Below are 23920 nucleotides of genomic sequence, written 5' to 3' on the forward strand. Positions count from 1 at the left end.
TCATTATACACACGTTGGTAACAAGCTCAAAACTGCACTTTGAAAAAACGAACATTCTGAAAAAATGAAACTAAAAACAGTAATACTTGCTATTGGAATTTTATCATTTTTATTTGGTTGTAAAAACGATAATAGATATAAAGATAAACATGGAAATGAAATCATTGAAAAAGGAGATGAAACATATATAATCCCAGCCGATTATGAAAAAAAGGGTACAACTTATAAAATCTTTTTACGGAATGAAACTGACAAAACTGTGAGTATTAAAGATAAATTTACCTTGAAAACGAATGATGAGAAAATATTCGAATTTGTTGATACAGATTCCCTTTTGTTTGACATTGGACCTAAAATTTATTTCGGAGATACTGGACTTGAGGTCGATGACAAAAAAAGCGAATTAGCTGGAATTGGAGGCGAATATTGGGAGAAATATAGTGTTCCTGATGATGTTGAATATGGATTTGTTATAGTCCCTTCAGGTGAAGGTGATATGTAAATTGAATAAAAGCCTGTTGCCAACACCATGTATAATTCATTGCTAGTGCTCGCCTACTTACGAAAATTCTCGCGGATTTTCTATTCGGTTTGTATTTGCTAAATTAGTTGCTCAAACACACAACGAAATCATACACAAACACGTTGGCTGTCATTCCGAAACTTTCATCCAAACGCTGTTTTAAACAACAAGTAAAAAAATCATAAAAAGTGTGATTTTTTTTAAGTCTTGCGAATAATAAGTAAACTAACTTATTATAATATGGCAACTAGAAAAATTATCGGAATTATATTTTCATTTATAGGTATTCTATTTAGCATAATCTTCATGATACATTCAGGTTTAAATATTGATTTAAAAGAATATTTTGATTTTTCTTTTAAGAGTTATTTCAGTTTATCCTATTTTAATCAAATTTTGCCTCTAATTAATTGCTTAATTCTGTTGTATGGTGGCATATTGTTAATAACAAAACCTACAAAATCAAACCCTATTTTAGCCTTATTCGGATTTACAGTACTAGAGGAAATTGTATTCAGTTGGTTTGGTATAATTTCTATTGATTTCCCAACTTATATTGTCGCAATATTTTTTTCTAGCGCATTACTTGCGTTATGGATTGCTTATTCGGACAATATCAACCAGAAACATTTATCGTTAAAAGAAGGCGTTTCTAGTTTAATTCTAGGAACTATAATTAATGCTTTTTCTTATTATTTATGATTTTTTATTTTGTATTGCGAATAATATATAAAACCAAGAGATATTGTTTCTCAATGCATAAATATTTTTAGATTACAAAAGTATAATCACTTACAAATGATGGTAAATAAAAAAGAACAATTCATAAATACGATAGATGAACACAAAAAAATCATCTATAAAATTGTGAACTCTTATTGCCAAAATAAAGAAGATAGAAAAGATTTAGAGCAAGAAATTATTATCCAGTTATGGAATTCGTTTGATAATTATAATAGCGATTATAAATATTCAACTTGGATGTATCGAATTGCATTAAACGTAGCAATCTCTTTTTATAGGAAAGAAAAAAAGTGGTCTATTAAAAATGATTTTTACAATGAAGAATCTATTTTCAAAATAGAAGAAGATACTATTGAAGAGCAAACAGAATTAAATTATCATCTAAAGTTATTACAAGAATTCATTCATAATTTAAATGAACTAAATAAAGCACTAATGCTATTATATTTAGAAGAAAAAAGTTACGAGGAAATTTCAGAAATACTTGGTATTACTAAAACTAATGTCGCCACAAAAATTAGTAGAATTAAATTAAAATTAAAAAAAGAATTTCAAAATATATAGAATTATGGAAGCAGAAGAATTAAAAAAAATATTAGCAGCCTACGATAATAAATTAGATAAAAAATTAAGTTTAAACGTAGCGTCTTTAAAGAGCATAAAGTTGGATAAATCAGAAAAGAGTACGCAGACTATTCTTAAATATAGAGTTATAGAAATTGTTATTCTTTCTTTACTAGCACTATTTATGGGAAATTATATTGCAACTAATTGGACTCATACACATTTAGCAACGAGCGGTGTTATTGTTGGTGTTTTTACATTAATTGCATTATCTGGTAGTATAGGACAAGTTACCTTATTAAAACAAATAGACTTTGCAAAACCAATTATTGATATAAGGAAAAAGATAGAGTTAGTAAATATACACGGCTTATTATTTGTGAAATTAATGTTTCTATCTGTACCAATATGGTGGTCTTACGTAGTTGTTGGAAGCGACTATTTATTCAATATTGATTTATATGCTAATATGGATTCCGATTTTGTGCTAACATACCTTATGGTTAATTCCTTATTAATTATTCCGTTAGTCTGGTTTTTAAATAAATTAACCTACAAAAATCTACATATTGAATGGATAAGAAAAACTATTGGGTTATTTATAGGATCAAAAACGATGAAAGCTTTAGAGTTTTTAAATGATATTGAGAAGTTTGAAAATTAAATATTTCCTCTATATTATTATATTTGGTAATGTGATTCGTTTCTCAAAAATATAAAAGAACGAACAGCCAACAAAGTATATAAAAAATAGCAGTTTTGTGCTAAACTTAATGTTTGGTTCTTTTCTGCTATCTTTGTTTTTAAATCGAAAAATGGCACAAGTAAATCTGCTACTTTTCATATACTAAACCGTTGTACGTAATTTAAAGAAACCTGAAAACCCGTAAAATGAGAATACTTACCATTATTTCATTTCTTTTATTTTTGAATTGTGGAAACAATAAAAAACAAGTTGTAGAGAAAGAATATCTCCAATATGAGACCACAGAAGACCTAAATGGAAATATGGTGGAATATTTAAGAAACCTAAAACTAATGTCTGACAGTAATTTTGTTTACAATATTTATATTTTAAATGAAACTAGTACTAAACAGATTCATTTGGAAGGAAATTATACTTCGAATAATAAAAATATCGAGTTGATGATAAAGAAAAAATCAGGGTTCGAATGTGACACTCAAAAAATAATCTATAAAAAAGATGGAAATGAAAAACTAACCACACCGAACGATGAGGGAAAAATAGTTGGAATGACCTACGATGTGAGAAAAAGAAAACCACTAGAATATAATAATTGTATCGATAATATTGGCGATAGTTATTTAATGGTTTTATCCGCAAAAGAAAGATTTTATAAAATGGTTCCTGTAAAAAAAAGAGTGCAAGAGATTTTAAAACCTGAATAAAAAACTACGTACAAAAATAATGCTTAAGTTTAATCCTAAATCAAAATGTTAGTGCGTGTTTGGTCAAGCTGATTTTCCTGCGGAAAATCCTCGGATACAAAACCCCCACGCTAGCGCTCGTTTGTAACGAGTGCTTTACAAATAAAAGTCAACTATAACTTCCCTTTAATCCGTTCCAGCTCATCAATTACTTTTTGGAGTGCTTCAGTTGGGTTCTCTTCCTCTTTAGTTGGGTAAAACAAATCACGGATATCTACATCTAAAGTATTGGCAATCTTCAATAATAATTCAGGTTTTGGAAAACTATTTCCTTGAACAATATTAGAAATACTTGCAGGAGCTACGCCCACTTTCTCGGTTAAGTAGCAGAATTAAAAGAAATCAAAGCAAAACTTGCCAAATACAAGCACAATTTTGAAACCGAAATGAACATTAAAAACTATTTGTATTTCTTTATACTAACCAACAATTTGGTGGAATCATTAAAAGAGTTTCAAAAAACATATAAAAATGACAACGGAGATTATTATATAAAATCCTTGGAGTACTTAGTGCGTACAAGTACGTAGTTATGGTAAATTCTATCCTTTTCTGTAAAACAGGCAATTCCTCTCTATAAAAAATTTCGTATTCAACGCACCTTTGTTACAACAACGACGGAATCCGAAAAGTCAATATAAATAGAGTAGGAAAACCAAAAACTAAAAGTTATGAGTACAACAGCACAACAACAAAGACCATTAAGAGGACATAATCGCAGTCATGTACAAAATGTTCCAGAACACAAAGTTGAATTACCAGCTCCAAAAGTTTCACTACCAAATGATATGTATTTGCATACGCCAACGTATGATGCAGCTCATCCAAATGGTTGCTCTACAGAATGGTGGTGGCACATTGGTACATTAAAGACAGATACAGGTAGAGTATTTGGTTTTGAAATTAATGCGGCTGCATTTTATCCATTAGGTTTTACAGAAGTAATGCTTACAGATGTAAAAAATGGAGTTCACTATCATGAAACCAAATCAACAGTATCAGTATCAAAAGATTGGGCAGAAAGTGATCCGTCAAAACCTTGGAAAGTAAACTTGGAAGATGTATCAATGAGTGCTCCTCTAGCGGCAGATCCAACAAAGAACATGAAAGTTACGGCATCGTTAACTGATGCTGCTACCAAAGCAACAGTATCGTTTGATTTGACACTCTCTCAAGAAGGAAAACCATTTATTGTTTGGGGAACTGGAGAAGCGCCAACTCCACCAAAACCAGAAAAGTACGATAACAATTTCTACTTTTCATTAACGCGTATACAAGCAAATGGTACGATTACAATTACTCCTGAAAATGGTACTCCAGAAAAACACAATGTAACAGGAGTTACTTGGATGGATCACGAATGGGGAAAATTTGGGAATCATGGACAAGGAGTGAAGTGGATTTTACAAGATATGCAATTGGACAATGGAGTTACGATTTCTAATTATTCAATGACTACACCAAAATTGAATACAATTACTAAGGGAGTGGCTACTATTCAAGTAGGTGCAGAAGGTGGATCGTTCTTTGTGCCAACAAAATTGAAACCAACAAAATCTACAACTGTAGGAGGTAAGGAGTATTTTACTGAAGTATCTGTTGAAATTGCAGCTATAGATGGATCATTTACAGTAAAAAGTTTGTTTCCAGATCAAGTGTTTAATGGTGGCGTATACGAAGGTGTAGGAGCTGTAACAGGTAATATGACATTAGACAATAAAGCTAAAAGTGTTTCAGGTACGGCATGGCTTGAGCAAACAAATTAATAGGTATACATTATAAGTATTTCATAGAAGGTTTTAAAAGCGGGATTTCTTATATAGATGTCCCGCTTTTTATAGTAATACCCACGCTAGCGCTCGTTTGTAACGAGTGCTTTATATATAAAAATCAATTACAACTTCCCCTTAATTCACTCCAAGGTGTCAATAACTTTTTGTAGTGATCCTTTTTGTTATCATCATCTTAGTATTATAAAATAAGACACTCTACTTTGATTATGCTTATATATTGAATAATTTTAGAAAATGTTATACAAACTGTTAGTTGTAATAAAAATAAGGCGCGTATTCAAAAAATATAAAAATAGTTTGCCAAGAAAATCTAACATGAAAAACCCAAAAATGGAGTATTATTTTATGGAAGATGCGGTTATTTGGGAAGATGAAGGCTTGTTAGAAAGTCATCCAGATTTAAAAGATATGTTTGGGCTTGTTGTTAATTATCGAACGTATTTAATTGAGAAACCTTTACATGAGAGAAAATCAAATAAATTTAATAAATGGACTTTTAAACTGGCTAAAAAGTATTTTCCAGATTGGATAGGTTTTGATAAAGCAAGATGTTCTTATAATCCCGCATTAGCTGATAGAATTAAAAGGATAAGAAAAGTATCAAATTGGCAATTTGATAAATTAATAGAAGGAGATTAAAAAGATTGTACACTACTAGTATGATTGAAGTATAGGTGAAAGTTGTTATATAAAATCATTAAAGATTTTAGTAAACATAAGTACTTAAAAAAGAAAAGCGATCCGAAGATCGCTTTATACATAGTATTAACAAATTGGATATGCAGTTTCATTACAAGTACCTGAAACGTCACAATCATCAAAAGTATGCCCTGTATTGCAACCTTCTGACTGACATTCGCAAAAGGATTCATTAGTTACACGACAATTAAAGTTTATCAGTGTATCAGCTCCACCTTTAACTTTCATTACCTTAAGATTAGAAATAGATTTCTTGTTCAATGTTAATACGTTTAGATTCTTTTTTTTCATGATTACTATATTTTTAAAACTTGATAATGAAGCAAATGAATTGAAAAGTGCTAATAAAAACAATGAACACAAGTCGGTTTTGCGTAAGTACGACTTCAAAGCAACTATATATTCACTAATTTTAGAGAATATATACAAGAAAAATAGAATCAATTATTAATTTTGAGTGATGCTAGAAACAATAGACTACTCGTTGTAGCTAACTAAAAACTGTTTTAATGGAAAACATATATTGCCCAGAATGCAAAGAGAAAATAACAGGGAAATACTGTGCTGAATGTGGAACGAAAGGACTAGATAAGAATGAAATTGAAGGACTTGTTATTAAAAGTTGGTGGGAAGAAGAAGATTTAAAACTAGTTGTTGAAAACCCAACGGTTCAAGATATTATTAAACGGTATTTAGCGGAATCAAAAAAAAGCATTTCTGCGGATGTATTTCTTAAAAGAATAGATACATTATTTTCTCCTTTAACAGGATTGTCCTTAAAAGAAGTAGCAGATGTAGCAGTTCCAATATATAAAAAGCTAGGCGTAAAGACAGGAAAATCTAAAACAGTATCTTATACAGACTTAATTCAGAAAATAGTAGTAAAGATACTCTGTTCATTGGCAAAAAATAATTACCCTTTAATGGAAGCAAAAGAGGCACTTAACGGAATCATTCTTATAGCAGAAATTCCTTCAGACATGAAAACTTTTGGCGGGGAAGTTATAATTTCTTTAAAAGAAAATGAAGCAGGAGTTGAGGTACGTATTGATGCTAAGATAAAAGGACAACTTTTTGATTGGGGAAAAAGTAAAAGTGTAATTAAAAATATTCATAAAGATATTGAAGAGTTTGAGTTAAATTTTACCTAAATTACAATAAAAGAGGTGTTTATAAACTTATAAATAGAACTGCAATGGCTGAAAATAAAACAAAAGAAACGGAGGTTTCAGTGACTGACTTTGTCAATTCATATGTGACTCATGAGCAAAAGAAAGCTGATAGTTTTCAACTAATTGAGTTGATGCGCAAATGGTCAACGTTTGAACCTAGAATGTGGGGACCAACAATTATCGGATTTGGAAGTTACCATTACAAATATGAAAGTGGACACGAAGGAAATGCGCCTCTTTTAGGGTTTTCTCCAAGGAAAGCAAAGTTTTCATTCTATGTATATTCAAATACGAAAGAAAGCGAACTTTTATTGGAAGATTTGGGGAAATTCAAAATGGGAAAGGCTTGTATTTATGTCAATAAACTAGCAGATATCAACATTCCAATTTTGGAAAAACTCTGTATGGAAACAATTAAATACCTTAATGAACACCATGAATGTGCTTGCCGAAAATGATAACTTAAAAGGATAAGTAATCTTTAAATCTTTACTGTTTTTATACAAACTCAACTTAAACTAAACCAATGAATAAATCAAAAAAGGAAATGAAAGGAATGGTATGTATAGTACTAGGACTTTTATTTTCAATAGTAGGAATGATGATACTATCTATTTGGAAAGAGTATGCAATTTTATCAGTAATCTTCTCCTTAGTGGGCGTTTTAATTATTTTGTATGGATTATTTAGAATTTTTAAAGCCAATAGATTAAATAGTAATAATTAAGAAGTTTTTCAACGTTTCTTATTACAAGTTTTATAAGGCAACAAATTAATGTACTTTTGCAGTCAGATTACAGAAGCAAATGGGAGATAATTATAAAATGGTTGCCAAAACCTTACACGGTTTTGAAGACATGTTGGAAGATGAACTAAAAAGATTGGGCGCTATGGATATCCGAAAGGGAACCCGTAACGTTACTTTTAGAGGAGATAAAGGTTTTATGTACAAAGCAAACTTATGCTTGCGTACAGCGATTAAAATTCTAAAACCAATCCGATATTTTAAAATTAAGAATGAGCAAGATTTATACGATCAGGTGTATAATATGCATTGGGATAAATACCTAACGCACGAACAAACATTTGCTATTGACGCTACAGTTGCTTCTGAACAATTTACACATTCACAATTTATAGCCTTAAAAACGAAAGATGCAATTGCAGATAAATTTCGTAATACGGAAGGAAGACGTCCAAATGTGGATATAAAATTTCCAACATTACGTATTCATGTACACATTCAAAACAATGATTGTTCAATTTCATTAGACAGTTCGGGCGGATCGTTGCACAAACGTGGTTATAAAACAGCAACCAATATTGCACCAATAAATGAAGTATTGGCAGCAGGTTTGGTAATGATGTCAGGTTGGGACGGACAAAGCGATTTACTCGATCCGATGTGTGGAAGTGGAACCATTGCTATTGAAGCTGCAATGATTGCCTGTAACATTCCTGCAAACATCAATAGAAAAGAATTTGGTTTTGAGAAATGGAACGATTGGGATGTTGATTTATATGAAAAGATAGAAGAATCTTGCTTGCGTAAAATTCGTGAATTTCATCATGATATTTATGGATATGACAAAGCGCCTTCGGCAGTTCAGAAAGCAAAAGACAATGTCCAAAATGCAAACTTGAGTGATTATATCAAAATTCGTCAACAAAACTTCTTTGAAACAAAAAAAGAAGGAGATGAAAAGTTGCATATTTTGTTCAATCCACCTTATGGCGAACGTTTACATATTGATATGGAACAATTTTATGCCGAAATTGGAGATACCTTAAAACAAGGATATGCGAATACCAATGCTTGGTTTATTACCTCAAATTTAGAAGCGTTGAAATTTGTAGGCTTACGTCCATCAAGAAAGATAAAAGTGTTTAACGGAAAGTTAGAATCACGTTTGGTTAAGTATGAAATGTATGCAGGAAGCAAGAAAGCCAAACACCAAGATAAAGATTAAGAAAACTAAAAAATTACACAGATGAAACCAAAAACAAAAGCGTTGTTACTCAATTTAGTCGCGTTTATGTCGCTCTTTTTAGTATTCCGTTTTACCTTAGGTTATGTTATTCCTATAAGCGGATTGTGGTTGTCATTAATATGTGCAGTGATTGCAAGTATACTAGCACCAAAATTTGGCGTAGTCGATGAAGGCGGCAAAGAAAAGGTGATGATGAAAAGTATATTTGGTGATAGCAGAGAAGTATAAGATGATACGGAAATTCTATAGTATAATTTTGTTGAGTATACTTTTGATGTGTTCTTGCACGTCGAAAAAAGAAGCTATTTCTAATACAGCTACAGCTGAAATATTAGAAAATGGATTTTTCGCAATGTGTACGTATTATGATAATGGTAATTTACGACTGGAAAAGGGTAGTGCTGAAAAATATATAAAAGAAAAAGGAATCACTATCACACCTAAAACAATCAACCACAATGGAAATACGATTGTGAATATGGAACAGTTGAATTCTGAGTTTTCATACCTTGTTGATTATTTTAAAGATAAAAAAGGTTCCTATGTAATAATTTCTGAAGTGAATACAACGTATATGAAATCAAGTTCAGATTCAAATACGTTGCCTAGGAACAAACTATATATATGTGATTTATCTACACAGAAAAAATATACATACACCTATACTTCAGCTAAAAACAATCTTATTTTACCTATAGAATATTATAAAGCACTTCTTAGTGGTATCACTATAAAGTCAATTGACAGCGCTTCTAAACTTATTACTTTCGAAATCAGAAAGAATCATAGTTTTACTACAGTAGAAGTTCCAATGGTTGAGGTTGCTGAGTTTTATGGGCATTGATTTACTTTAACTTTTCTAAAAACTGATACAATTTATGCTGAGCATCTTTTTTTGCTTTTGTATCACCTTCTGTAGTTCCTCCAAATTCAAACGTATATGTTTTGCCATTAATCGTCATATTTCCAGTTTTTATATCTGAATTTATATCAGGATGTGTTGAAATTAAATGACCTGCATTTTCATATTGTATATTTTTAAAGTCATACTTAAAATTAGCTACTTTTATTCTGTCCTCTAATATATTCGCCATCGTTGCTGCTGGCCAGACTTTGTCATCTAATCCAGAGAATAACAAAATAGGTCCTTTAATATTCTCAATCTTAATGATTGCTTTCGATACTTCGTTTGTTTTGGCTAAACCATTTTCCCAGTAAGGCAATGTTTTAATTTTATCGGTATTGTTTCCCTGAATTTTGTCCATTGATACATACGGAATAGCAACTCCTTTATATTTCCAACTTGCTTTTAAACTATTAGCACTATACGGAAGTACAGTGTTTGACCAACTCACAGCACTTGGTGCATATGCTACAACACCATGAATATAGTTAGGGAATATAGATGCAAGTACTAAAGCTAGCTCGGCATTTCTGGAAGCGCCCATCACTATGATATTATCTGCATCAACTTCTGGTTGTTCTGCAAGCCAGTGTAATGCTTTTTCAAAATATTCAAGGTTTACTTCTTCTGCTAGTTTCGGTAAACCTTCTCTTCGAGTATATGGTAATGATAAACTTGCATATCCTTTTTTTGCAATTTGTTCTGCCCAATAATCGCCCCATTGTCCGCCGCCAATTAGTACAACTGTTGGTTGCTTTTCTGTATCACTTTTAATGAAGTAGTTTCCTTGTACACCATTTTCATGTATTGAAATTGGTTTAATACCATCATATAACATAATATCTGCAATGAAATATCCAATGATCAATACAAGTATACTAGTTATTAGTACGATATATTTTTTGTTGTTTTTCATGCTATTCATTTTTAAGATTTACCTAGTACAGTTTAGTATTAAAAAAGACAATCTACAAACCATTTATAGATTGTCTTTTATGAGTGTGTACTAAGATGAAATTGTTACAGATAAAATTGGGTTGTATAAAAATAGTATAACACTATTTATTTCCTAATCTTCATTTCTGTCAATGTATTTTTTTTACAATCTTTTGAATCAACGAGTTCGAAATTTGTTTTAATAATATTCAGGATATTTTGATCAACGTAATATATGTATTCAGTAAGTTTTGTCATTTAGAAAGAGATCTTACAATTATAAATAACTCAACCATTTCTTTTCTGGATGTTTTGCTTTGTATTTCATATATTTTAAACAAGGATAATACAATGCAGCAACAATAATTATGATCTTGTCTAAGCTCACTTTATTTATTGTAAGGACGTTCATTAATCCAATTAAAACCACGAGCGTTTAAATTAAATTTAGTGTGATCTTTTCTAGAGAATATAATGTGTAATGTGTCAGACTCTATAACTCCATCAAGTTGAAGAAAATCTGAATTCACGCTTTTATAGTTGAAATTATAACCTTCAGACCCAGAATCTTTTTTATGGATTATTATTTTTTGAGACGTTGAATCTGGTATAAATTTATATTGATGTTTTAAGTCATCCATTGTCTTTACAATTGCTTTATCCTTTAAATCAACAATAAGGTAACGCCATCTATAATGATCTGTAATTAAAGGTTGCAATGTATCTCCATTTTTAATAAAATATGAAGCTTCCCAAATGCCATATAATAGCGGCTTTTTTCGATTCTTTCCTCTATGACTTTCAGTTGTATAAAAATTAAAAGATATGAAACTGACAATAATAATTAAGCCAATAGATTTAACCCAAAAAATGACTTTATGGTATTTAGTACTCGTAACAGGATGATGATAATTATATTCTTCGACAGCTTTATTTTTAATGAATACATTTAAAAATCGATTGTCAGTGATAAAAATAACCAAAGCCATTATAACTAAATGAACTGAAAATAATTTGACAGGAATATCAAAGCAGAAGTTCATTACAGCTACTTGAGTCATTACACCAATAATTATAAATGAACCAAGTGTTTGTGTACGTCTAGGAATTAAAAGCAAACCTCCTAATACTTCTAAAGAACCAACAAATACATTAAACCCTTTTGAATAGCCCATGTATTTCCAGGCTAATCCCATTGGAGAAAAATCACCTAAAGGATCAAGCAAATGTACTAATGAAGCAGATGGAAATTGAAGTTTAAAAACTTTTACAAACCCATAAAGGAACATTGCAGCGATTAAAATTAAACGAAGAAATACTAAAAACCAATATAGTAATGTATTGTAGCTTTTACGTTTTCGATCTATAAGATTCCAAAGAATAACTATTACAAAGGTCGAAACTGCATTTACAAATAAAGTTATATATGCAAAAGTATGATCTCCACTGCCATAACCGCTTACCTCATATTCGTAATCTATTCCAAGAATTACTTTACCAATCCACCTAAAAGGCGTTTCAAATAAAGAGCCAAAGAATGTGAGAAGTATATATAGGACAAAGTAAGTAAACAATAATCTGAATAATACCTTGCTTAAAGTATTCCAATGTTCTTTATACTCTTGTGTCAATAGTCCCATGTTGAGTTAGTATATATGCATAATAATTAGTTACACATTTCAATAAAAAATAACAGAATAGTTTTCAACTCCTTTTTTTGTTTAATAGTTTAAATAAAAGTCAATAAGTATCCAACTATTGCGCCGCCTAAAACGATAAATGCGCTGTTCAGTTTTTTGAAAACAAAAACGCTAACTAAACTTGCAATCGCAATTAAAATAGTTCGCCAATCGATTAATGTATCTTTTGTCATTTCTACGCAAACAGCAATTATTAAGGCAACAGCAGCAACATTTACAGCATCTAAGATTGCACTAATAATTTTTGACTTCCGCATTTTAGGAATCAATGGATTTAGGATAAGTACGAAAAGAAATGAAGGAAGGAAAATTCCAATAGTAGCAGCAATAGCTCCCGTAACTCCATTCATTTGCCAACCTATAAAAGTTGCGGTTGACAAAACTGGTCCTGGTGTTATTTGTCCAAATGCAACGGCATCAATTAATGCTTGTCGTGTTAACCAGCCGTTTGCAACCAATTCTGTATCGAGAAAGGCAAAGAGTACATAGCCACTTCCATAAAGAATGGCGCCAACCTTTAAAAAAGTCAAGAATATTTTGAATGCTCCAATCTTTGAAGGTTCAACAATTTGAAAAAGTAAAAGTGGAATGAAACTCTTTAAGTTATCTTTATTCTTTTTGAAAAAGTATAGAATTAAACCAAGAAGTCCACAACCAAAAAGCGCAACAATTTCATTTACACCAAGTAGACAAACTACTAAAGTTAGTATCCCTAGAATTGCTAGTTCGGTAGATTTTATAGCCTTTTTACCAAGTCGGAAAGCTGCCATTACTATTATTGAAATAACTGCTGGTTTTATTCCATATATAAAAGGCTCAACATTTGGCAATTGACCATACTCTAGATAAAGCCAAGCAACAATAGAAGTGATTACAACCGCAGGAAAAATGAAAGAAATTCCTGCAACAAAAAGACCTTTCCAACCTGCACGTTCGTGTCCGCAATGCATAGTCATTTCTGTTGAGTTTGGACCAGGAATTAAATTAGTAGCACCAACAAGATCGAGAAAGTGTTCTTGTGACATCCACTTTCTTTTTTTGACAACTTCGTCTTCCATCATTGCAATATGAGCAGCAGGACCACCAAAAGAGATACTTCCTAACTTGAAAAATAACTTCGCAATTTCTATTAAATCCTTGTTTTTAGACATTTTAAATTTAGTTCAAATCTTTAATTATAGTATGATTTTCTAACTTGAGTATAATATATGTGTTTCATTACTGTTATTTGGCTTCACTTTTTCGTTTTCCGTAAAATTTCACTAAAGCCTTTCCAAAAATAAAGTAAAGTACTAAAACTGTAATTCCGCCAGCTACAAAACCATTCTCTAATAATGTTGCATATCCGTAAGTATAACAAAATAATACAATCACTACTACAAACTGAAGAATAGCATAGACGATATTTCCTTTTGGACTATAGCCAAACATTCCAAGGAAATGAGTTTTGGTCAACCCAAAAATTAAATGCGGAATTGCATTGATTAGTAATGCTCCGATGATAAAATCAATTAGATTCATGAGTTAAACTGTGTTTCTTTAGATTACTTTAACTGGTTAAACCTTCAACAATTCTTCTAAATGCTGAATAACTTCAAGATATTTTTCATCATATAATTTCGCAATAAATGAAGGGTTTTCTTTTCGGTAGACAGCTAACATTTTACTATTCGTGTTTTTAGAATGTGTAGCATTTGCCACACGATCACAAAGTTTTATAAATATTGCATACTGCGTATTTCTGATTCCTTCATAATATGCATTTCCAGCGCGTTCACTGCGCGTTTTTCCTTTATCATTTGTTAATGCATAAGCAAGTTCGGCAATATCTTCATTTAATGCTTTTTTGACATCATTATAAGTTTCGCGTGCATCTTCAATAATATCATGAACCCAACAACCTGCTAATACATTTTGTTGTGCTTCTTCTGGAATTAAATATAGAAATTGTTTGGCAGCATTGACAACCATTTGCAAATGAAATTCATAAGAATATTGATCATAATGGTGATTAGCATCACGATGTTTTTCAATCGCGTACAAACGTGCTTTTTCGTTAATTGTCATAAATACAACTATTTTTTATAATAAGATTAAAACTTATTCTGTTCTTTTCGAACTCTAATTGGATATTTTGGCTTTTTTAATGGTGTAGACGGATTTTCTTTGAGTTGCTTCAATGCTATTTCGATTGCTTTCTCCAGCTGCGGATCTTTTCCTGCAATGACATCTTTTGGCAATTGTTCAACATCTACATCAGGAGCAACGCCAACATTTTCAATTCCAAAACCATTTTCATCCCAAAAACCAAAGTGTGGAGCGGTTACATAGCCACCATCTATAAATCTAGGAAAGCCAGAAACACCGACTAATCCTCCCCAAGTTGTTTTCCCAACAATAGTACCTAAATTCATCTTACGGAAAGCCCAAGGGAAATAGTCACCACCAGAACCAGCAGCTTCATTAACGATCAATACTTTTGGTCCGTCTATAGAAGCGCTAGGAGTTGACATAGTTTTTCCATGTCTAAAGCTCCAATTAGACATTTTTTTCCTATTCAAAATATCTAAGTAATAATCAGCTAAATGACCACCGCCATTAAAGCGTTCGTCTACAATTATACCTTTTTTATTAGTTTGCGGATAAAAATAGCGTTTAAAATATTCGTGTCCTCTGTCACTAGTATTAGGAACAAAGACATAACCTATTTGTCCGTTTGTTGCTTTATCTACTTTTTTGATGTTTTCTTCAACCCAGCTAAGGCTTCTAAGATTAATTTCGTCATAAATAGGAACAACTTTGTATGTACGAGCATTAGAACCATCTGCTTTTTTTGAAACAGTGAGCGTTACAATTTTATCAACAGTATTTTCAAAAAAGGCATATATGTTCTGTGTACCCGTAACATTTTTTCCATTTATTTTTATAATATAGTCACCAATATTTACATTAATACCTGGTTCATTTAAAGGAGCTCGTAAGCTTGGCGTCCAATTAGATCCGCCATATATTTTTGTAATTTGATAACGATTATTCTTAATTTCATAATCAGCGCCTAACAAACCTCCATTTATGTATGGAGCATTATGTAACCAATCTCTAGTACCGCCAAAACGATGATGTCCAACACTTAGTTCACTAAACATCCATCCCATAACTCTGTATAAATCATTTTGTGTAGTTACATCAGTCAAAAAAGGTTCGTATTTCTGTTTGATTTTCTTCCAGTCTAGTCCATGCATATTTGGATCATAAAAATAGTCTCGATTTACACGCCAAGCTTCATTGAAAATATTGCGCCACTCTTTAGGAGGATCAATTTTAATTTTGATTGATGAAAGATTAACCTCAGAGTTACTTGGTTTTGAACCTACATTGACTACTCCATAGTTGCCTTGTTTGTAGTATAACATTTTCTTTCCATCAGCAGAAATATCAAACCTTGTAGCTTTCATGATTTCTTTTTCTTTCTGATCAGAAAGATTATATTTCTTTATAGATTGCGGAGAATAATAGTGATTTGTATGTGGTTTTCTAGAGATATATAATAGTTCGCCTTCTTTTACAGAAGCTAAATTTGCATAATTTCCAGACCCAATAGGAAGTGCAACAACTCTATTTTGAATACCTTCAAAGTCAATAGTGAAATCAGTAGTTTTCTTTTTGTTTGAATCTATAGTATCTTCTGTTTTTTCTAAGACTGCTTCTTCATCATCATTTTTTTTAGCTAAAGGAGAAATTATATTTTTTTGTAATGTAACTACATAAATTAAATTTGTCATTTCTGAATCTCTATTGGATAAATCAAACCAATTAACTAGTGGTCCAGCATCAGTTGAAGCTGTCATATAAATATATTTACCGCTTGGGTCAAAAATAGCTTCTGTTACATGTGATGAACCGTCAGAAATGGCATACGATTTATTTTGATCTACAGAATATACATACGCTTTTTCAAAAAGTGTTTCTGTTATTACTACATACGTAATCCATTTTGAATTGTGCGACCATGAACGAAACAAATAACCTATCGAACCGCCTGTATTCATAATATCAGAGGCAATTTTAGTACTTTTTTTAGAAGCAATGTCTAATATATAAAAACTTCGAGTATGATCACTATAGCTTATTTTCTTTCCGTCTGGCGACCAATGAATATCACCATAAAACCCACCATCACCTAGTTTTATTTTTTTGACACTCTTATCTTGAACATTTTGTAAGTGCAGTTCATATTCTCCAGAAGCATCAGAAAAATAAGCAATGTTTTTCCCATCTGGTGACCATTTAGGAGATTTTTCATGGACATCAACAGTTTCAGTAAGATTATTGACATCTCCTTTTTTAACAGGGATCGTAACAATCTCACCCCTAAAATTAGCAACCAGTCGTTTTCCAGTAGGAGAAATAGACATATTGTTTATATATTTTTTTCCAGAAACAAAACGCGGTCGCATTTCTAGTAAATCGGTTGCAATTCCTATGGTTAATTTTGTACTTTTCTTTTGAGCAGGATTGTATATGTGTAAATACCCTTTTTGTTCATAGATCAAATCTTTGTAGTCAGAAGTCATTCCTAAGACTGGAAATTTTTCATAGTCTGTATGTTGTGTAATTTCCTTTGAATTCATATCGTACGAATAGATATTAAACTCTCCATTTCTATCTGATCTAAAGTAAACTGTATTTCCAATCCATTGCGGATTTGTATCATTACTACCTGTAGCTGGTTTTGGAATTTCTACAACTTCATGATTAGCTACGTTATAAATCCAAATACGCGCTTGTCGTCCGCCACGGTAATTTTTCCATTGTTCATGAGCATTTGGAAAAGGTGTGTACGCAATATATTTATTATCAGGTGAGTAGGTTGCGTAATGAGCTGTGGGAACAGGAAGTTTTTTTATAGGACCTCCATTTATATTTACTAAATATAGTTGACGATGTGCGTATACATGACTATGTCTTCTAGAAGAAAAAAGCACGTTTTCTCCAGAAGCATCAAAACCGCGTACGCGATCATAGTAAGGATTCCAAGTCAGTCGTTTTGGAATACCTCCATTTGCATCAACAATAAAGACATCTGTATTTCCATCGTATTCAGCACTAAATGCAATTTTAGAACCATCAGGCGAGAATTTAGGGCGTGACTCAATTCCTTCGTCAATAGTCAGTCGAATAGGGTTGGAGCCATCTCTGTTAGCAACCCATAAATCTTCTGCATAGATAAATGCAATTTTATTTTTACTTATGGCAGGATTCTTCATTAGACGTGTGTCCTTTACATTTTGAGCAGTAGTTGTAAACGTAGAAAACAGGAAAAGTATACCAAAAAGGTATGTGGTAATTGATTGATGAAATTTCATTTTTATGGTATTAATTGGTATGGTTTATTTAGTAAGATGAAGATAGTGAAAATAGTGAAATAGAGATATATTCTATTTCTAGTTATATGTTAAATTATATAAAAAAAGCCATCTATAGAGATGACTTTTAAGTTTTCAATGTTATAAATTTAATAAGAACCTTTAAAAGGTTCAATTATTTGGCATTATTCAGTTTCTTCAGCAGCTTCCTCTTTTTTCTTCTTTGTTTTTTTATAGATAGGAATTGAATAGCTTATTGTGTAATTAAAACCAGCTCCAACATTACTATCTGTCGTTACTTTATTGAATCCAGGTATGAATAAATTTTGAAAATTGTCAGGCTCTTTGGTGCTTAAGAGTCGATTTAAGCGTACGCTAAAACCTAAATAAATATTATCATAGAGTTCTACTTTTATACCAGCAACAGCTTCAATCCAGTGTGCATTTAAGCTAGAAAATTCTGTGCCAGGCGTAACTTCTAACTCATTAGGATTTTCTAAATGTGTATCATTAATATATACACGATAACTGTTTAATGTTTGTTTGTGTGTACTATATCCGTAACGTAAACCTACAAATATGGCATTTTCCATTCCAAACCAGTTTTCGTACGCATTAAAGTCGAACCCAAACTTTAAGTAACTTCCTTCTGTTGTAAAGTTTAATTGATCATCATCAACAGTTTTCTTTTCGTTTCCTAATTCTGCTGCTAGATAGAATTTTTTTGTAATTCTAAAATCACCAATAACTTCAAAACCTTGGTAATCTTTTTCTAGTAACATTCGAATTGGTCTGCTTAAATCTAACCCAATTCGTAATCCATAATTATCTTTTCCGGCAAGCGTATCTTTTACGACTACTGTTTCTTCTTCAGTAGTAGTTGTTGTTTCTTCTAAATTTTCTTGTGCAAAGCTGATGCTAACTACCAAGAATGCGAGTATACTAGTGATATATTTTAACATGTGCTATTGTTTCATCTTGAATAGTAAATTGTGTAATGGCAATTCCTGCAGCCGGATCAATCCAGTTGTCTGAATCTGTCGTAACAACTACGCCAGTTCCAGCATCATCTAATCTATAGTTTTTTATATATCCACAAGCTCTAGATAGAAAAATTTCTGAAGTTTCATAGTTAAACGTTACGGTGTCTAAGTTTCCTGCGGTAATATTTCCGTCGCTGTCAGTTTCATATCCAGCGTAAAATTCATATACAGTACTGTTTTCCAATGTGCGTAATGGAATGGAAACCGTAGCTACAGAACTAGCACTCGTTTGAATAGGCGAAACAGTATCAGGATCTGTATTCGGGCTTGTAGCTACTACAAATAAGTTCGTTACATTTTTAGCAACATCTTCTCCTGTAGCAATACTAATATCTGCATCAAAAAACTCAATGACTAATCTTGGTGTTGTGAGTGTTCCTTCGGCACAAATATCATCTTTCTCGCATGAAAAGGACAATATAGCTGCTACCATCACAAAACCTATAATTCCTATATAAGATAACTTCTTCATATATTTTAATTTCTCTTTTCTAAAAGTACAACATTTTCAATATGATGTGTTTGCGGAAACATATCAACAGCTTGTACTTTGGTTACTTTGTATATTGCGTCCATCAATGCTAAATCGCGCGCTTGTGTTGCGCTATTACAACTTACATAGACAACTTTTTTTGGTGCAATATTTAATATTTGTTGCACAACATCACCGTGCATTCCATCACGTGGTGGATCAGTAATAATTACATCAGGCGTTCCGTGTGCGGAAATGAACTCAGCATTGAATACCTTTTTCATGTCTCCAACAAAGAATTCTGTATTTTTAATATTGTTTAATTCTGCATTTTCTTTTGCAGCTTCAATTGCTTCTGGAACCGATTCTACACCAACAACTTTTTTTGCCTTTTTCGATACAAATTGTGCAATGGTTCCTGTTCCAGTATATAAATCATACACGAGTTCGTCACCTTCTAATCCTGCGAAATCACGCGTAATTTTATACAGTTCATATGCTTGATCAGAATTTGTTTGGTAGAAAGATTTGGCGTTGATTTTAAACTTCAAGCCTTCCATTTCTTCAAAAATATGATCGCGTCCGTTAAAACAAATCACTTCTTGATCGTATATGGTATCATTTCCTTTTCCGTTGATTACATACAATAACGATGTAATTTCAGGAAACGTCTCTTGTATATAGTTTAATAATAATTCGCGCTTTGCTTTGTCTTCTTGATAAAACTGAATCAATACCATTACTTCACCAATGGAAGATGTTCGAAGCATTAACGTTCGTAACAATCCAGTTTGATGACGTGTATTAAAAAAAGCAATATTGTTTTCCGTAGCAAATTGCTTCACAGCATTACGAATTGCATTTGATGGATCGGCTTGTAAGTGACATTTTTTTACATCTAAAATTTTGTCCCACATTCCTGGAATGTGAAAACCAAGTGCATTTCTATCGCCTAAATCTTCTTCTGAATCAACTTCTTCTTGTGTTAACCAACGACTGTCCGAAAATGAAAACTCCATTTTGTTTCTATAGAAATATTGCTCTGCACTTCCTAAAATTGGTGTTAATTCTGGTAATTCAACTTTTCCAATGCGTGTTAAGTTATTCAACACTTCTTTTTGCTTGTAAAACAATTGGTGCTCGTAGCCCATATGTTGCCATTTGCAACCACCGCAAGTTCCAAAGTGTTCACAAACAGGTTCGGTACGTTTATCTGAATACGAATGAAAGTGTACCGCTTTCCCTTCGTAGAATGCTTTTCGTTTCTTATATGTTTGAATATCTACCACATCACCAGGTACGGCGTTTGGTAAAAATATCACATTTCCATCTTCAGTTTTAGCAACTGTTTTTCCTTTTGTAGCAGTATCTACCACTTCAACCTGTTCAAACAATTTCTTACGATTCTTTCTTCCCATGCGGCAAAAATAACAATAGCAGTAAATATATATATTATTTATCGTGGGAATATTTAAAAAAATGCTAAAAGTTTGAATGTAAGGTTTGTGATGTTGTGTGTTTTTGGTGATTATTAGAGAATGATTATGGGAAACCGTAATGAGTTAGTATAGCCTTTGCTTTATATTTACGAATGTTAATAGTAGTTATAGAGTATTAATTTTAGATAGTTTTTATATTAGAATTGATTTAATAAATGATAACAGAAAAGAAAAATCAACATTACATTCCTAAATTCTATCTTAGGAATTTTTCACATCGAAAAAATCAAAAACAAATTGGTGTGTTCAATATAAATAATGAATTTTTTATACCTAAAGCAAAATTAAAAACTCAAGGTTCAAAAAATTTTTTTTATGGTTATGATGGAAAAATTGAAGATAGTTTAGCAGAGATTGAAGGAAAACTTTCTAGCATAGTAAAAAAACTTATTTATAAAAGAGAACTTCCGCAAAAAGGAAGTGAGGGACATATAGACTTATTAACTTTTGTAACATTAACGGATTTGAGAAATCCAGTTAGAATTGACTCTATGAAAGGAATGATGCAAGAGGTGAGCAAAAATTTATTGTCTTTAGACCCTAATGTAGATATCAAAAAATTAGTTCCAGAATTAAGCCATGATGAAGTTGTAAAATTATCATTATCAAATGTTCCAGATATAATAATTGATATTTTAGATTTAGATTTTAAACTTTTAATAAATAAAACAAAATATCCGTTCATAGCTTCTGATTTCCCTATAGTTAAATATAATCAGTTTCTTGAGCAAAAAAAATGGACACAATCAAAATCAGGGTATGGTGTGATTGGATTAGAAATATTTATACCTATTACTAGTAAATTAACTATTGTATTCTTTGATAATAGTATTTATAAAATTGGTAATAGAAAACAAAAGTTAATAGAAATTACATTAAAGGATGAAGTAGATCAATTAAATACTCTTCAATTTATTAATTGTTTTAAAAATGTGTTTTTTAATGAGGAAGCATCAGAAAAATACATAAGGAGTATTTTTGATAAATCAAAAAAATATAATAGAGCTAATTTAGCAAAATCTAATCTTAGTTATTTAGTTAAAAGCGGGGAAGATGATAAAAAGGTACTTTCAGGTAAAAAGAATTTAATGATTTTAAATAGTTCGGATTGTGAAATCAATTTAAAAGTAAATAAAATTAGGATCCACTCTAAAGGTAAGTATCAAAAATTAGATTCCAGTATGGCACAATTAAGAAAGCACCCTAAAAAAAATAGAAATAAGAGGTAATCTAAATTTATAAGTGAGTAATAAGAGAAGTAAATCAAAAGTAATTAGTTTAATGTTCAAAACAGAGATATTTAGATCTATTGTAGTAGATTTCAATTCGAGAGAGATACCTAAAAATAGAACTTTCTTTTTGAATAGGATTAGTTAAGAAATGAAGATCAAAGTATTCAATCCAAAAAAACCAACCCAAGGAAAAAATCTCTCAGGTCGGCTTTTAAAATATATTCTAGAAACTAATGACTAACTCCTAGCAGAAGTATGATGTACTTCTATTTTTGCTTCTGGGTTATATCGGCTCATATGCAAACATACATGATCAATTAAATTGTCTGGATCATCAAACTTAAAGTGAATCATTTCTTTATCTGCTATTGCTTCCAGAATTTGTATACCACTTACGTGCGTGCCTTTTGAAACCAACTCTAAAGTAACTTCATTTATATATTTCATAAATGATTCTGTGGCAGCATCTACTGAAGAAGCTTTTATATATAATGCGTCAGGACTTATAGAAATCTGACGAATTTTTCGTTGTGTACTCATAATGATTGTGTTTTAAATGTTATTCATTTTTTTTAATTGTAAACTAACTGGTGATTATGCACCAGCAGAAGCAGTACAATTAGAATCACTATAGTAAACTTCTACTTTTACATCTCCTGGAGAAATAGCAATGTTAAGTTTTGATTGACTTAAACCTGGATATACATATTGCCCACCAATATTGAAATCGTCTGGATAAAAATAACGTGTAGAACCACCTTGACGTACTATAATCCACGTTAAAATTGCTGGATTTGTGCCAGATTGTGCTCCGACTAAAATGTTAAGGTTGTTTCCATTTCTAATAGGATTCACAACAACTGAATTGCATTGACTTGCCATAATGTTTTGGTTTTGATAGGTTTCCTACTCTTTTTATATAGGCTTTTCGGATAGCTCCTGTATGATATAATGATTAATCATATTACAAAAGTACAAGCTTATAAGTGACTGAAAAAGAAGGAAAACACCCATAATTTAGAGAAAAGTAAAATGTAAAACTCAAAATTTTAAATGTAAAAGTATTTTTGAATAATGAATAATGAATAATGAATAACGAGTTAGAAGTTTATAAGTTTAAGAATTTATTCTTTGAAGTAAAATTGCCCATAAATAAATTAACCCAAAACCCAAAACCCAAAACCCAAAACCCGACAACCAAAATTTCCCGTATCTTTAAAAAAGGATAAAATTTTTCTCAAAAAATGAACCTTTACAATTTTTTCACGTCTGTAGTATAGACGGAAGTTTTTTATGCATAAAAAAAATCACATACCAGATGGCGAATTGGTCACACAATACGTAGCAGGAAATAAGCAAGCACTTGCGGTGTTAGTAAAACGTTTTCATAAAACATTTTGTAATCATGCATATTGGATTGTAAAAGATGCTGAAGTTGCCAAAGATATTGCGCAGGATAGTTGGAAACTCATCATTGATAACCTACAAACATTACAAAATCCAACGCGTTTTAAAAGCTGGTCATTACGAATTGTACATAGAAAATCAATTGATTGGACGCGATCAGTTTCTAAACAGGTACAAAGTCATAAAGATTATAAGGTTACAAAATCCATTCAGGAAATTCCGTCAACAGATACAACGTTTGCAAAGCAACAGTTAAAGAAGGCTATCAGACAATTGACAACAAGTCAACAACAAATAATTCGTTTGTTTTATGTAGATGATTATTCTTTAAAACGTATTTCAAGCATTTTAGGAATATCAGTAGGAACTGCAAAATCGCGTTTGTATCACGCACGAGAACAATTAAAAAAACAATTAAAAAAATAG

General features: G+C 31.3%; 28 protein-coding genes. 15 read left to right on the plus strand and 13 right to left on the minus strand.

Annotation, left to right across the window (positions count from 1 at the left end; all coding sequences use genetic code 11):
* Window positions 1–64 precede the first annotated feature (64 nt).
* The 5 genes from ACUUYC_RS14175 (at window position 65) to ACUUYC_RS14195 (ending at window position 3241) form a co-directional block, all read left to right on the plus strand.
* On the plus strand, window positions 65–502 hold the full coding sequence (locus ACUUYC_RS14175) for a hypothetical protein (RefSeq protein WP_474266721.1): 438 nt from the start codon (window positions 65–67) through the stop codon (window positions 500–502).
* A 261-nt stretch (window positions 503–763) separates the two neighbouring features.
* Window positions 764–1225 (plus strand): hypothetical protein, encoded by a 462-nt coding sequence (locus ACUUYC_RS14180; RefSeq protein ID WP_474266723.1) that lies wholly within the window; start codon window positions 764–766, stop codon window positions 1223–1225.
* Window positions 1226–1321: 96 nt separating this feature from the next.
* A complete protein-coding gene (locus tag ACUUYC_RS14185) occupies window positions 1322–1831 on the plus strand; it encodes an RNA polymerase sigma factor (RefSeq protein WP_474266725.1) in 510 nt (169 codons plus the stop codon).
* 4 nt (window positions 1832–1835) lie between these two features.
* Window positions 1836–2495, plus strand: coding sequence for a hypothetical protein (locus ACUUYC_RS14190; RefSeq protein ID WP_474266727.1), 660 nt, complete (start codon window positions 1836–1838; stop codon window positions 2493–2495).
* Between the two features lie 227 nt (window positions 2496–2722).
* The gene (locus ACUUYC_RS14195; RefSeq protein ID WP_474266729.1) at window positions 2723–3241 is read left to right on the plus strand and encodes a hypothetical protein; all 519 of its coding nucleotides are present in this window, start codon (window positions 2723–2725) and stop codon (window positions 3239–3241) included.
* Between the two features lie 152 nt (window positions 3242–3393).
* Here ACUUYC_RS14195 and ACUUYC_RS14200 read toward each other — a convergent pair whose 3' ends face one another.
* Window positions 3394–3591 (minus strand): helix-turn-helix domain-containing protein, encoded by a 198-nt coding sequence (locus tag ACUUYC_RS14200; RefSeq protein WP_474266731.1) that lies wholly within the window; start codon window positions 3589–3591, stop codon window positions 3394–3396.
* A gap of 360 nt (window positions 3592–3951) precedes the next feature.
* Between ACUUYC_RS14200 and ACUUYC_RS14205 the strand changes: the two genes are divergently transcribed.
* Together ACUUYC_RS14205 and ACUUYC_RS14210 are read left to right on the plus strand one after the other, a co-directional pair.
* Entirely contained in the window at window positions 3952–5046 is a 1095-nt protein-coding gene (locus tag ACUUYC_RS14205) for a lipocalin-like domain-containing protein (RefSeq protein WP_474266733.1), read from the plus strand.
* A 342-nt stretch (window positions 5047–5388) separates the two neighbouring features.
* On the plus strand, window positions 5389–5712 hold the full coding sequence (locus ACUUYC_RS14210) for a hypothetical protein (protein WP_474266735.1): 324 nt from the start codon (window positions 5389–5391) through the stop codon (window positions 5710–5712).
* 126 nt (window positions 5713–5838) lie between these two features.
* On the opposite strand, the gene ACUUYC_RS14215 is transcribed toward ACUUYC_RS14210, so the two are convergent.
* Complete coding sequence (locus tag ACUUYC_RS14215; RefSeq protein ID WP_474266737.1) at window positions 5839–6063, minus strand: hypothetical protein; 225 nt, start codon at window positions 6061–6063, stop codon at window positions 5839–5841.
* Between the two features lie 218 nt (window positions 6064–6281).
* On the opposite strand from ACUUYC_RS14215, the gene ACUUYC_RS14220 reads away from it, so the two are divergent.
* From ACUUYC_RS14220 to ACUUYC_RS14245, 6 genes are all read left to right on the plus strand, one after another.
* Window positions 6282–6923 carry a hypothetical protein gene (locus tag ACUUYC_RS14220; RefSeq protein WP_474266739.1) on the plus strand — a complete coding sequence of 214 codons (642 nt, stop codon included), beginning with the start codon at window positions 6282–6284 and terminating at the stop codon, window positions 6921–6923.
* A gap of 44 nt (window positions 6924–6967) precedes the next feature.
* Window positions 6968–7402 carry a DUF1801 domain-containing protein gene (locus ACUUYC_RS14225; RefSeq protein WP_474266741.1) on the plus strand — a complete coding sequence of 145 codons (435 nt, stop codon included), beginning with the start codon at window positions 6968–6970 and terminating at the stop codon, window positions 7400–7402.
* A 68-nt stretch (window positions 7403–7470) separates the two neighbouring features.
* On the plus strand, window positions 7471–7671 hold the full coding sequence (locus ACUUYC_RS14230) for a hypothetical protein (protein WP_474266743.1): 201 nt from the start codon (window positions 7471–7473) through the stop codon (window positions 7669–7671).
* A 79-nt stretch (window positions 7672–7750) separates the two neighbouring features.
* Window positions 7751–8914, plus strand: a complete 1164-nt coding sequence (locus ACUUYC_RS14235) for a THUMP domain-containing class I SAM-dependent RNA methyltransferase (protein WP_474266745.1) — start codon at window positions 7751–7753, stop codon at window positions 8912–8914.
* 21 nt (window positions 8915–8935) lie between these two features.
* A complete protein-coding gene (locus ACUUYC_RS14240; protein WP_474266747.1) occupies window positions 8936–9163 on the plus strand; it encodes a hypothetical protein in 228 nt (75 codons plus the stop codon).
* Between the two features lie 46 nt (window positions 9164–9209).
* A complete protein-coding gene (locus ACUUYC_RS14245; protein WP_474266749.1) occupies window positions 9210–9779 on the plus strand; it encodes a hypothetical protein in 570 nt (189 codons plus the stop codon).
* Window position 9780: 1 nt separating this feature from the next.
* On the opposite strand, the gene ACUUYC_RS14250 is transcribed toward ACUUYC_RS14245, so the two are convergent.
* From ACUUYC_RS14250 to rlmD, 9 genes are all read right to left on the minus strand, one after another.
* Window positions 9781–10755: an acyl-CoA thioester hydrolase/BAAT C-terminal domain-containing protein gene (locus ACUUYC_RS14250; protein WP_474266751.1), complete on the minus strand. Its 975-nt coding sequence runs from the start codon at window positions 10753–10755 to the stop codon at window positions 9781–9783.
* 409 nt (window positions 10756–11164) lie between these two features.
* A complete protein-coding gene (locus tag ACUUYC_RS14255) occupies window positions 11165–12415 on the minus strand; it encodes a DoxX family protein (RefSeq protein ID WP_474266753.1) in 1251 nt (416 codons plus the stop codon).
* Window positions 12416–12504: 89 nt separating this feature from the next.
* Window positions 12505–13626: a chromate efflux transporter gene (gene chrA / locus ACUUYC_RS14260; RefSeq protein WP_474266756.1), complete on the minus strand. Its 1122-nt coding sequence runs from the start codon at window positions 13624–13626 to the stop codon at window positions 12505–12507.
* 73 nt (window positions 13627–13699) lie between these two features.
* The gene (locus tag ACUUYC_RS14265) at window positions 13700–13996 is read right to left on the minus strand and encodes a hypothetical protein (protein WP_474266758.1); all 297 of its coding nucleotides are present in this window, start codon (window positions 13994–13996) and stop codon (window positions 13700–13702) included.
* 36 nt (window positions 13997–14032) lie between these two features.
* On the minus strand, window positions 14033–14542 hold the full coding sequence (locus ACUUYC_RS14270; protein WP_474266760.1) for a phosphohydrolase: 510 nt from the start codon (window positions 14540–14542) through the stop codon (window positions 14033–14035).
* A 26-nt stretch (window positions 14543–14568) separates the two neighbouring features.
* A complete protein-coding gene (locus ACUUYC_RS14275; protein ID WP_474266762.1) occupies window positions 14569–17841 on the minus strand; it encodes a S41 family peptidase in 3273 nt (1090 codons plus the stop codon).
* Between the two features lie 185 nt (window positions 17842–18026).
* A complete protein-coding gene (locus tag ACUUYC_RS14280; protein WP_474266764.1) occupies window positions 18027–18803 on the minus strand; it encodes a DUF6048 family protein in 777 nt (258 codons plus the stop codon).
* Complete coding sequence (locus ACUUYC_RS14285) at window positions 18784–19356, minus strand: DUF6452 family protein (protein WP_474266766.1); 573 nt, start codon at window positions 19354–19356, stop codon at window positions 18784–18786. The genes ACUUYC_RS14280 and ACUUYC_RS14285 overlap by 20 nt, the downstream gene beginning before the upstream one ends.
* A gap of 5 nt (window positions 19357–19361) precedes the next feature.
* The gene (gene rlmD, locus ACUUYC_RS14290; protein ID WP_474266768.1) at window positions 19362–20774 is read right to left on the minus strand and encodes a 23S rRNA (uracil(1939)-C(5))-methyltransferase RlmD; all 1413 of its coding nucleotides are present in this window, start codon (window positions 20772–20774) and stop codon (window positions 19362–19364) included.
* A gap of 236 nt (window positions 20775–21010) precedes the next feature.
* On the opposite strand from rlmD, the gene ACUUYC_RS14295 reads away from it, so the two are divergent.
* Entirely contained in the window at window positions 21011–22084 is a 1074-nt protein-coding gene (locus tag ACUUYC_RS14295) for a DUF4238 domain-containing protein (protein WP_474266770.1), read from the plus strand.
* A gap of 240 nt (window positions 22085–22324) precedes the next feature.
* Here ACUUYC_RS14295 and ACUUYC_RS14300 read toward each other — a convergent pair whose 3' ends face one another.
* Window positions 22325–22627, minus strand: coding sequence for a hypothetical protein (locus ACUUYC_RS14300; RefSeq protein ID WP_474266772.1), 303 nt, complete (start codon window positions 22625–22627; stop codon window positions 22325–22327).
* 54 nt (window positions 22628–22681) lie between these two features.
* Window positions 22682–22969: a hypothetical protein gene (locus tag ACUUYC_RS14305; RefSeq protein ID WP_474266774.1), complete on the minus strand. Its 288-nt coding sequence runs from the start codon at window positions 22967–22969 to the stop codon at window positions 22682–22684.
* Between the two features lie 411 nt (window positions 22970–23380).
* Between ACUUYC_RS14305 and ACUUYC_RS14310 the strand changes: the two genes are divergently transcribed.
* The gene (locus ACUUYC_RS14310) at window positions 23381–23920 is read left to right on the plus strand and encodes an RNA polymerase sigma factor (protein WP_474266776.1); all 540 of its coding nucleotides are present in this window, start codon (window positions 23381–23383) and stop codon (window positions 23918–23920) included.

The sequence above is a fragment of the Kordia sp. E genome (genome assembly GCF_056033805.1).

Bases quoted from the DNA above. Each gene is read 5' to 3' on its own strand.
- ACUUYC_RS14175 (WP_474266721.1), top strand. From the start codon at position 65: ATGAAACTAAAAACAGTAATACTTGCTATTGGAATTTTATCATTTTTA.
- ACUUYC_RS14180 (WP_474266723.1), top strand. From the start codon at position 764: ATGGCAACTAGAAAAATTATCGGAATTATATTTTCATTTATAGGTATT.
- ACUUYC_RS14185 (WP_474266725.1), top strand. From the start codon at position 1,322: ATGATGGTAAATAAAAAAGAACAATTCATAAATACGATAGATGAACAC.
- ACUUYC_RS14190 (WP_474266727.1), top strand. From the start codon at position 1,836: ATGGAAGCAGAAGAATTAAAAAAAATATTAGCAGCCTACGATAATAAA.
- ACUUYC_RS14195 (WP_474266729.1), top strand. From the start codon at position 2,723: ATGAGAATACTTACCATTATTTCATTTCTTTTATTTTTGAATTGTGGA.
- ACUUYC_RS14205 (WP_474266733.1), top strand. From the start codon at position 3,952: ATGAGTACAACAGCACAACAACAAAGACCATTAAGAGGACATAATCGC.
- ACUUYC_RS14210 (WP_474266735.1), top strand. From the start codon at position 5,389: ATGAAAAACCCAAAAATGGAGTATTATTTTATGGAAGATGCGGTTATT.
- ACUUYC_RS14215 (WP_474266737.1), bottom strand. From the start codon at position 6,063: ATGAAAAAAAAGAATCTAAACGTATTAACATTGAACAAGAAATCTATT.
- ACUUYC_RS14220 (WP_474266739.1), top strand. From the start codon at position 6,282: ATGGAAAACATATATTGCCCAGAATGCAAAGAGAAAATAACAGGGAAA.
- ACUUYC_RS14225 (WP_474266741.1), top strand. From the start codon at position 6,968: ATGGCTGAAAATAAAACAAAAGAAACGGAGGTTTCAGTGACTGACTTT.
- ACUUYC_RS14230 (WP_474266743.1), top strand. From the start codon at position 7,471: ATGAATAAATCAAAAAAGGAAATGAAAGGAATGGTATGTATAGTACTA.
- ACUUYC_RS14235 (WP_474266745.1), top strand. From the start codon at position 7,751: ATGGGAGATAATTATAAAATGGTTGCCAAAACCTTACACGGTTTTGAA.
- ACUUYC_RS14240 (WP_474266747.1), top strand. From the start codon at position 8,936: ATGAAACCAAAAACAAAAGCGTTGTTACTCAATTTAGTCGCGTTTATG.
- ACUUYC_RS14245 (WP_474266749.1), top strand. From the start codon at position 9,210: ATGTGTTCTTGCACGTCGAAAAAAGAAGCTATTTCTAATACAGCTACA.
- ACUUYC_RS14250 (WP_474266751.1), bottom strand. From the start codon at position 10,755: ATGAAAAACAACAAAAAATATATCGTACTAATAACTAGTATACTTGTA.
- ACUUYC_RS14255 (WP_474266753.1), bottom strand. From the start codon at position 12,415: ATGGGACTATTGACACAAGAGTATAAAGAACATTGGAATACTTTAAGC.
- chrA (WP_474266756.1), bottom strand. From the start codon at position 13,626: ATGTCTAAAAACAAGGATTTAATAGAAATTGCGAAGTTATTTTTCAAG.
- ACUUYC_RS14265 (WP_474266758.1), bottom strand. From the start codon at position 13,996: ATGAATCTAATTGATTTTATCATCGGAGCATTACTAATCAATGCAATT.
- ACUUYC_RS14270 (WP_474266760.1), bottom strand. From the start codon at position 14,542: ATGACAATTAACGAAAAAGCACGTTTGTACGCGATTGAAAAACATCGT.
- ACUUYC_RS14275 (WP_474266762.1), bottom strand. From the start codon at position 17,841: ATGAAATTTCATCAATCAATTACCACATACCTTTTTGGTATACTTTTC.
- ACUUYC_RS14280 (WP_474266764.1), bottom strand. From the start codon at position 18,803: ATGTTAAAATATATCACTAGTATACTCGCATTCTTGGTAGTTAGCATC.
- ACUUYC_RS14285 (WP_474266766.1), bottom strand. From the start codon at position 19,356: ATGAAGAAGTTATCTTATATAGGAATTATAGGTTTTGTGATGGTAGCA.
- rlmD (WP_474266768.1), bottom strand. From the start codon at position 20,774: ATGGGAAGAAAGAATCGTAAGAAATTGTTTGAACAGGTTGAAGTGGTA.
- ACUUYC_RS14295 (WP_474266770.1), top strand. From the start codon at position 21,011: ATGATAACAGAAAAGAAAAATCAACATTACATTCCTAAATTCTATCTT.
- ACUUYC_RS14300 (WP_474266772.1), bottom strand. From the start codon at position 22,627: ATGAGTACACAACGAAAAATTCGTCAGATTTCTATAAGTCCTGACGCA.
- ACUUYC_RS14305 (WP_474266774.1), bottom strand. From the start codon at position 22,969: ATGGCAAGTCAATGCAATTCAGTTGTTGTGAATCCTATTAGAAATGGA.
- ACUUYC_RS14310 (WP_474266776.1), top strand. From the start codon at position 23,381: ATGCATAAAAAAAATCACATACCAGATGGCGAATTGGTCACACAATAC.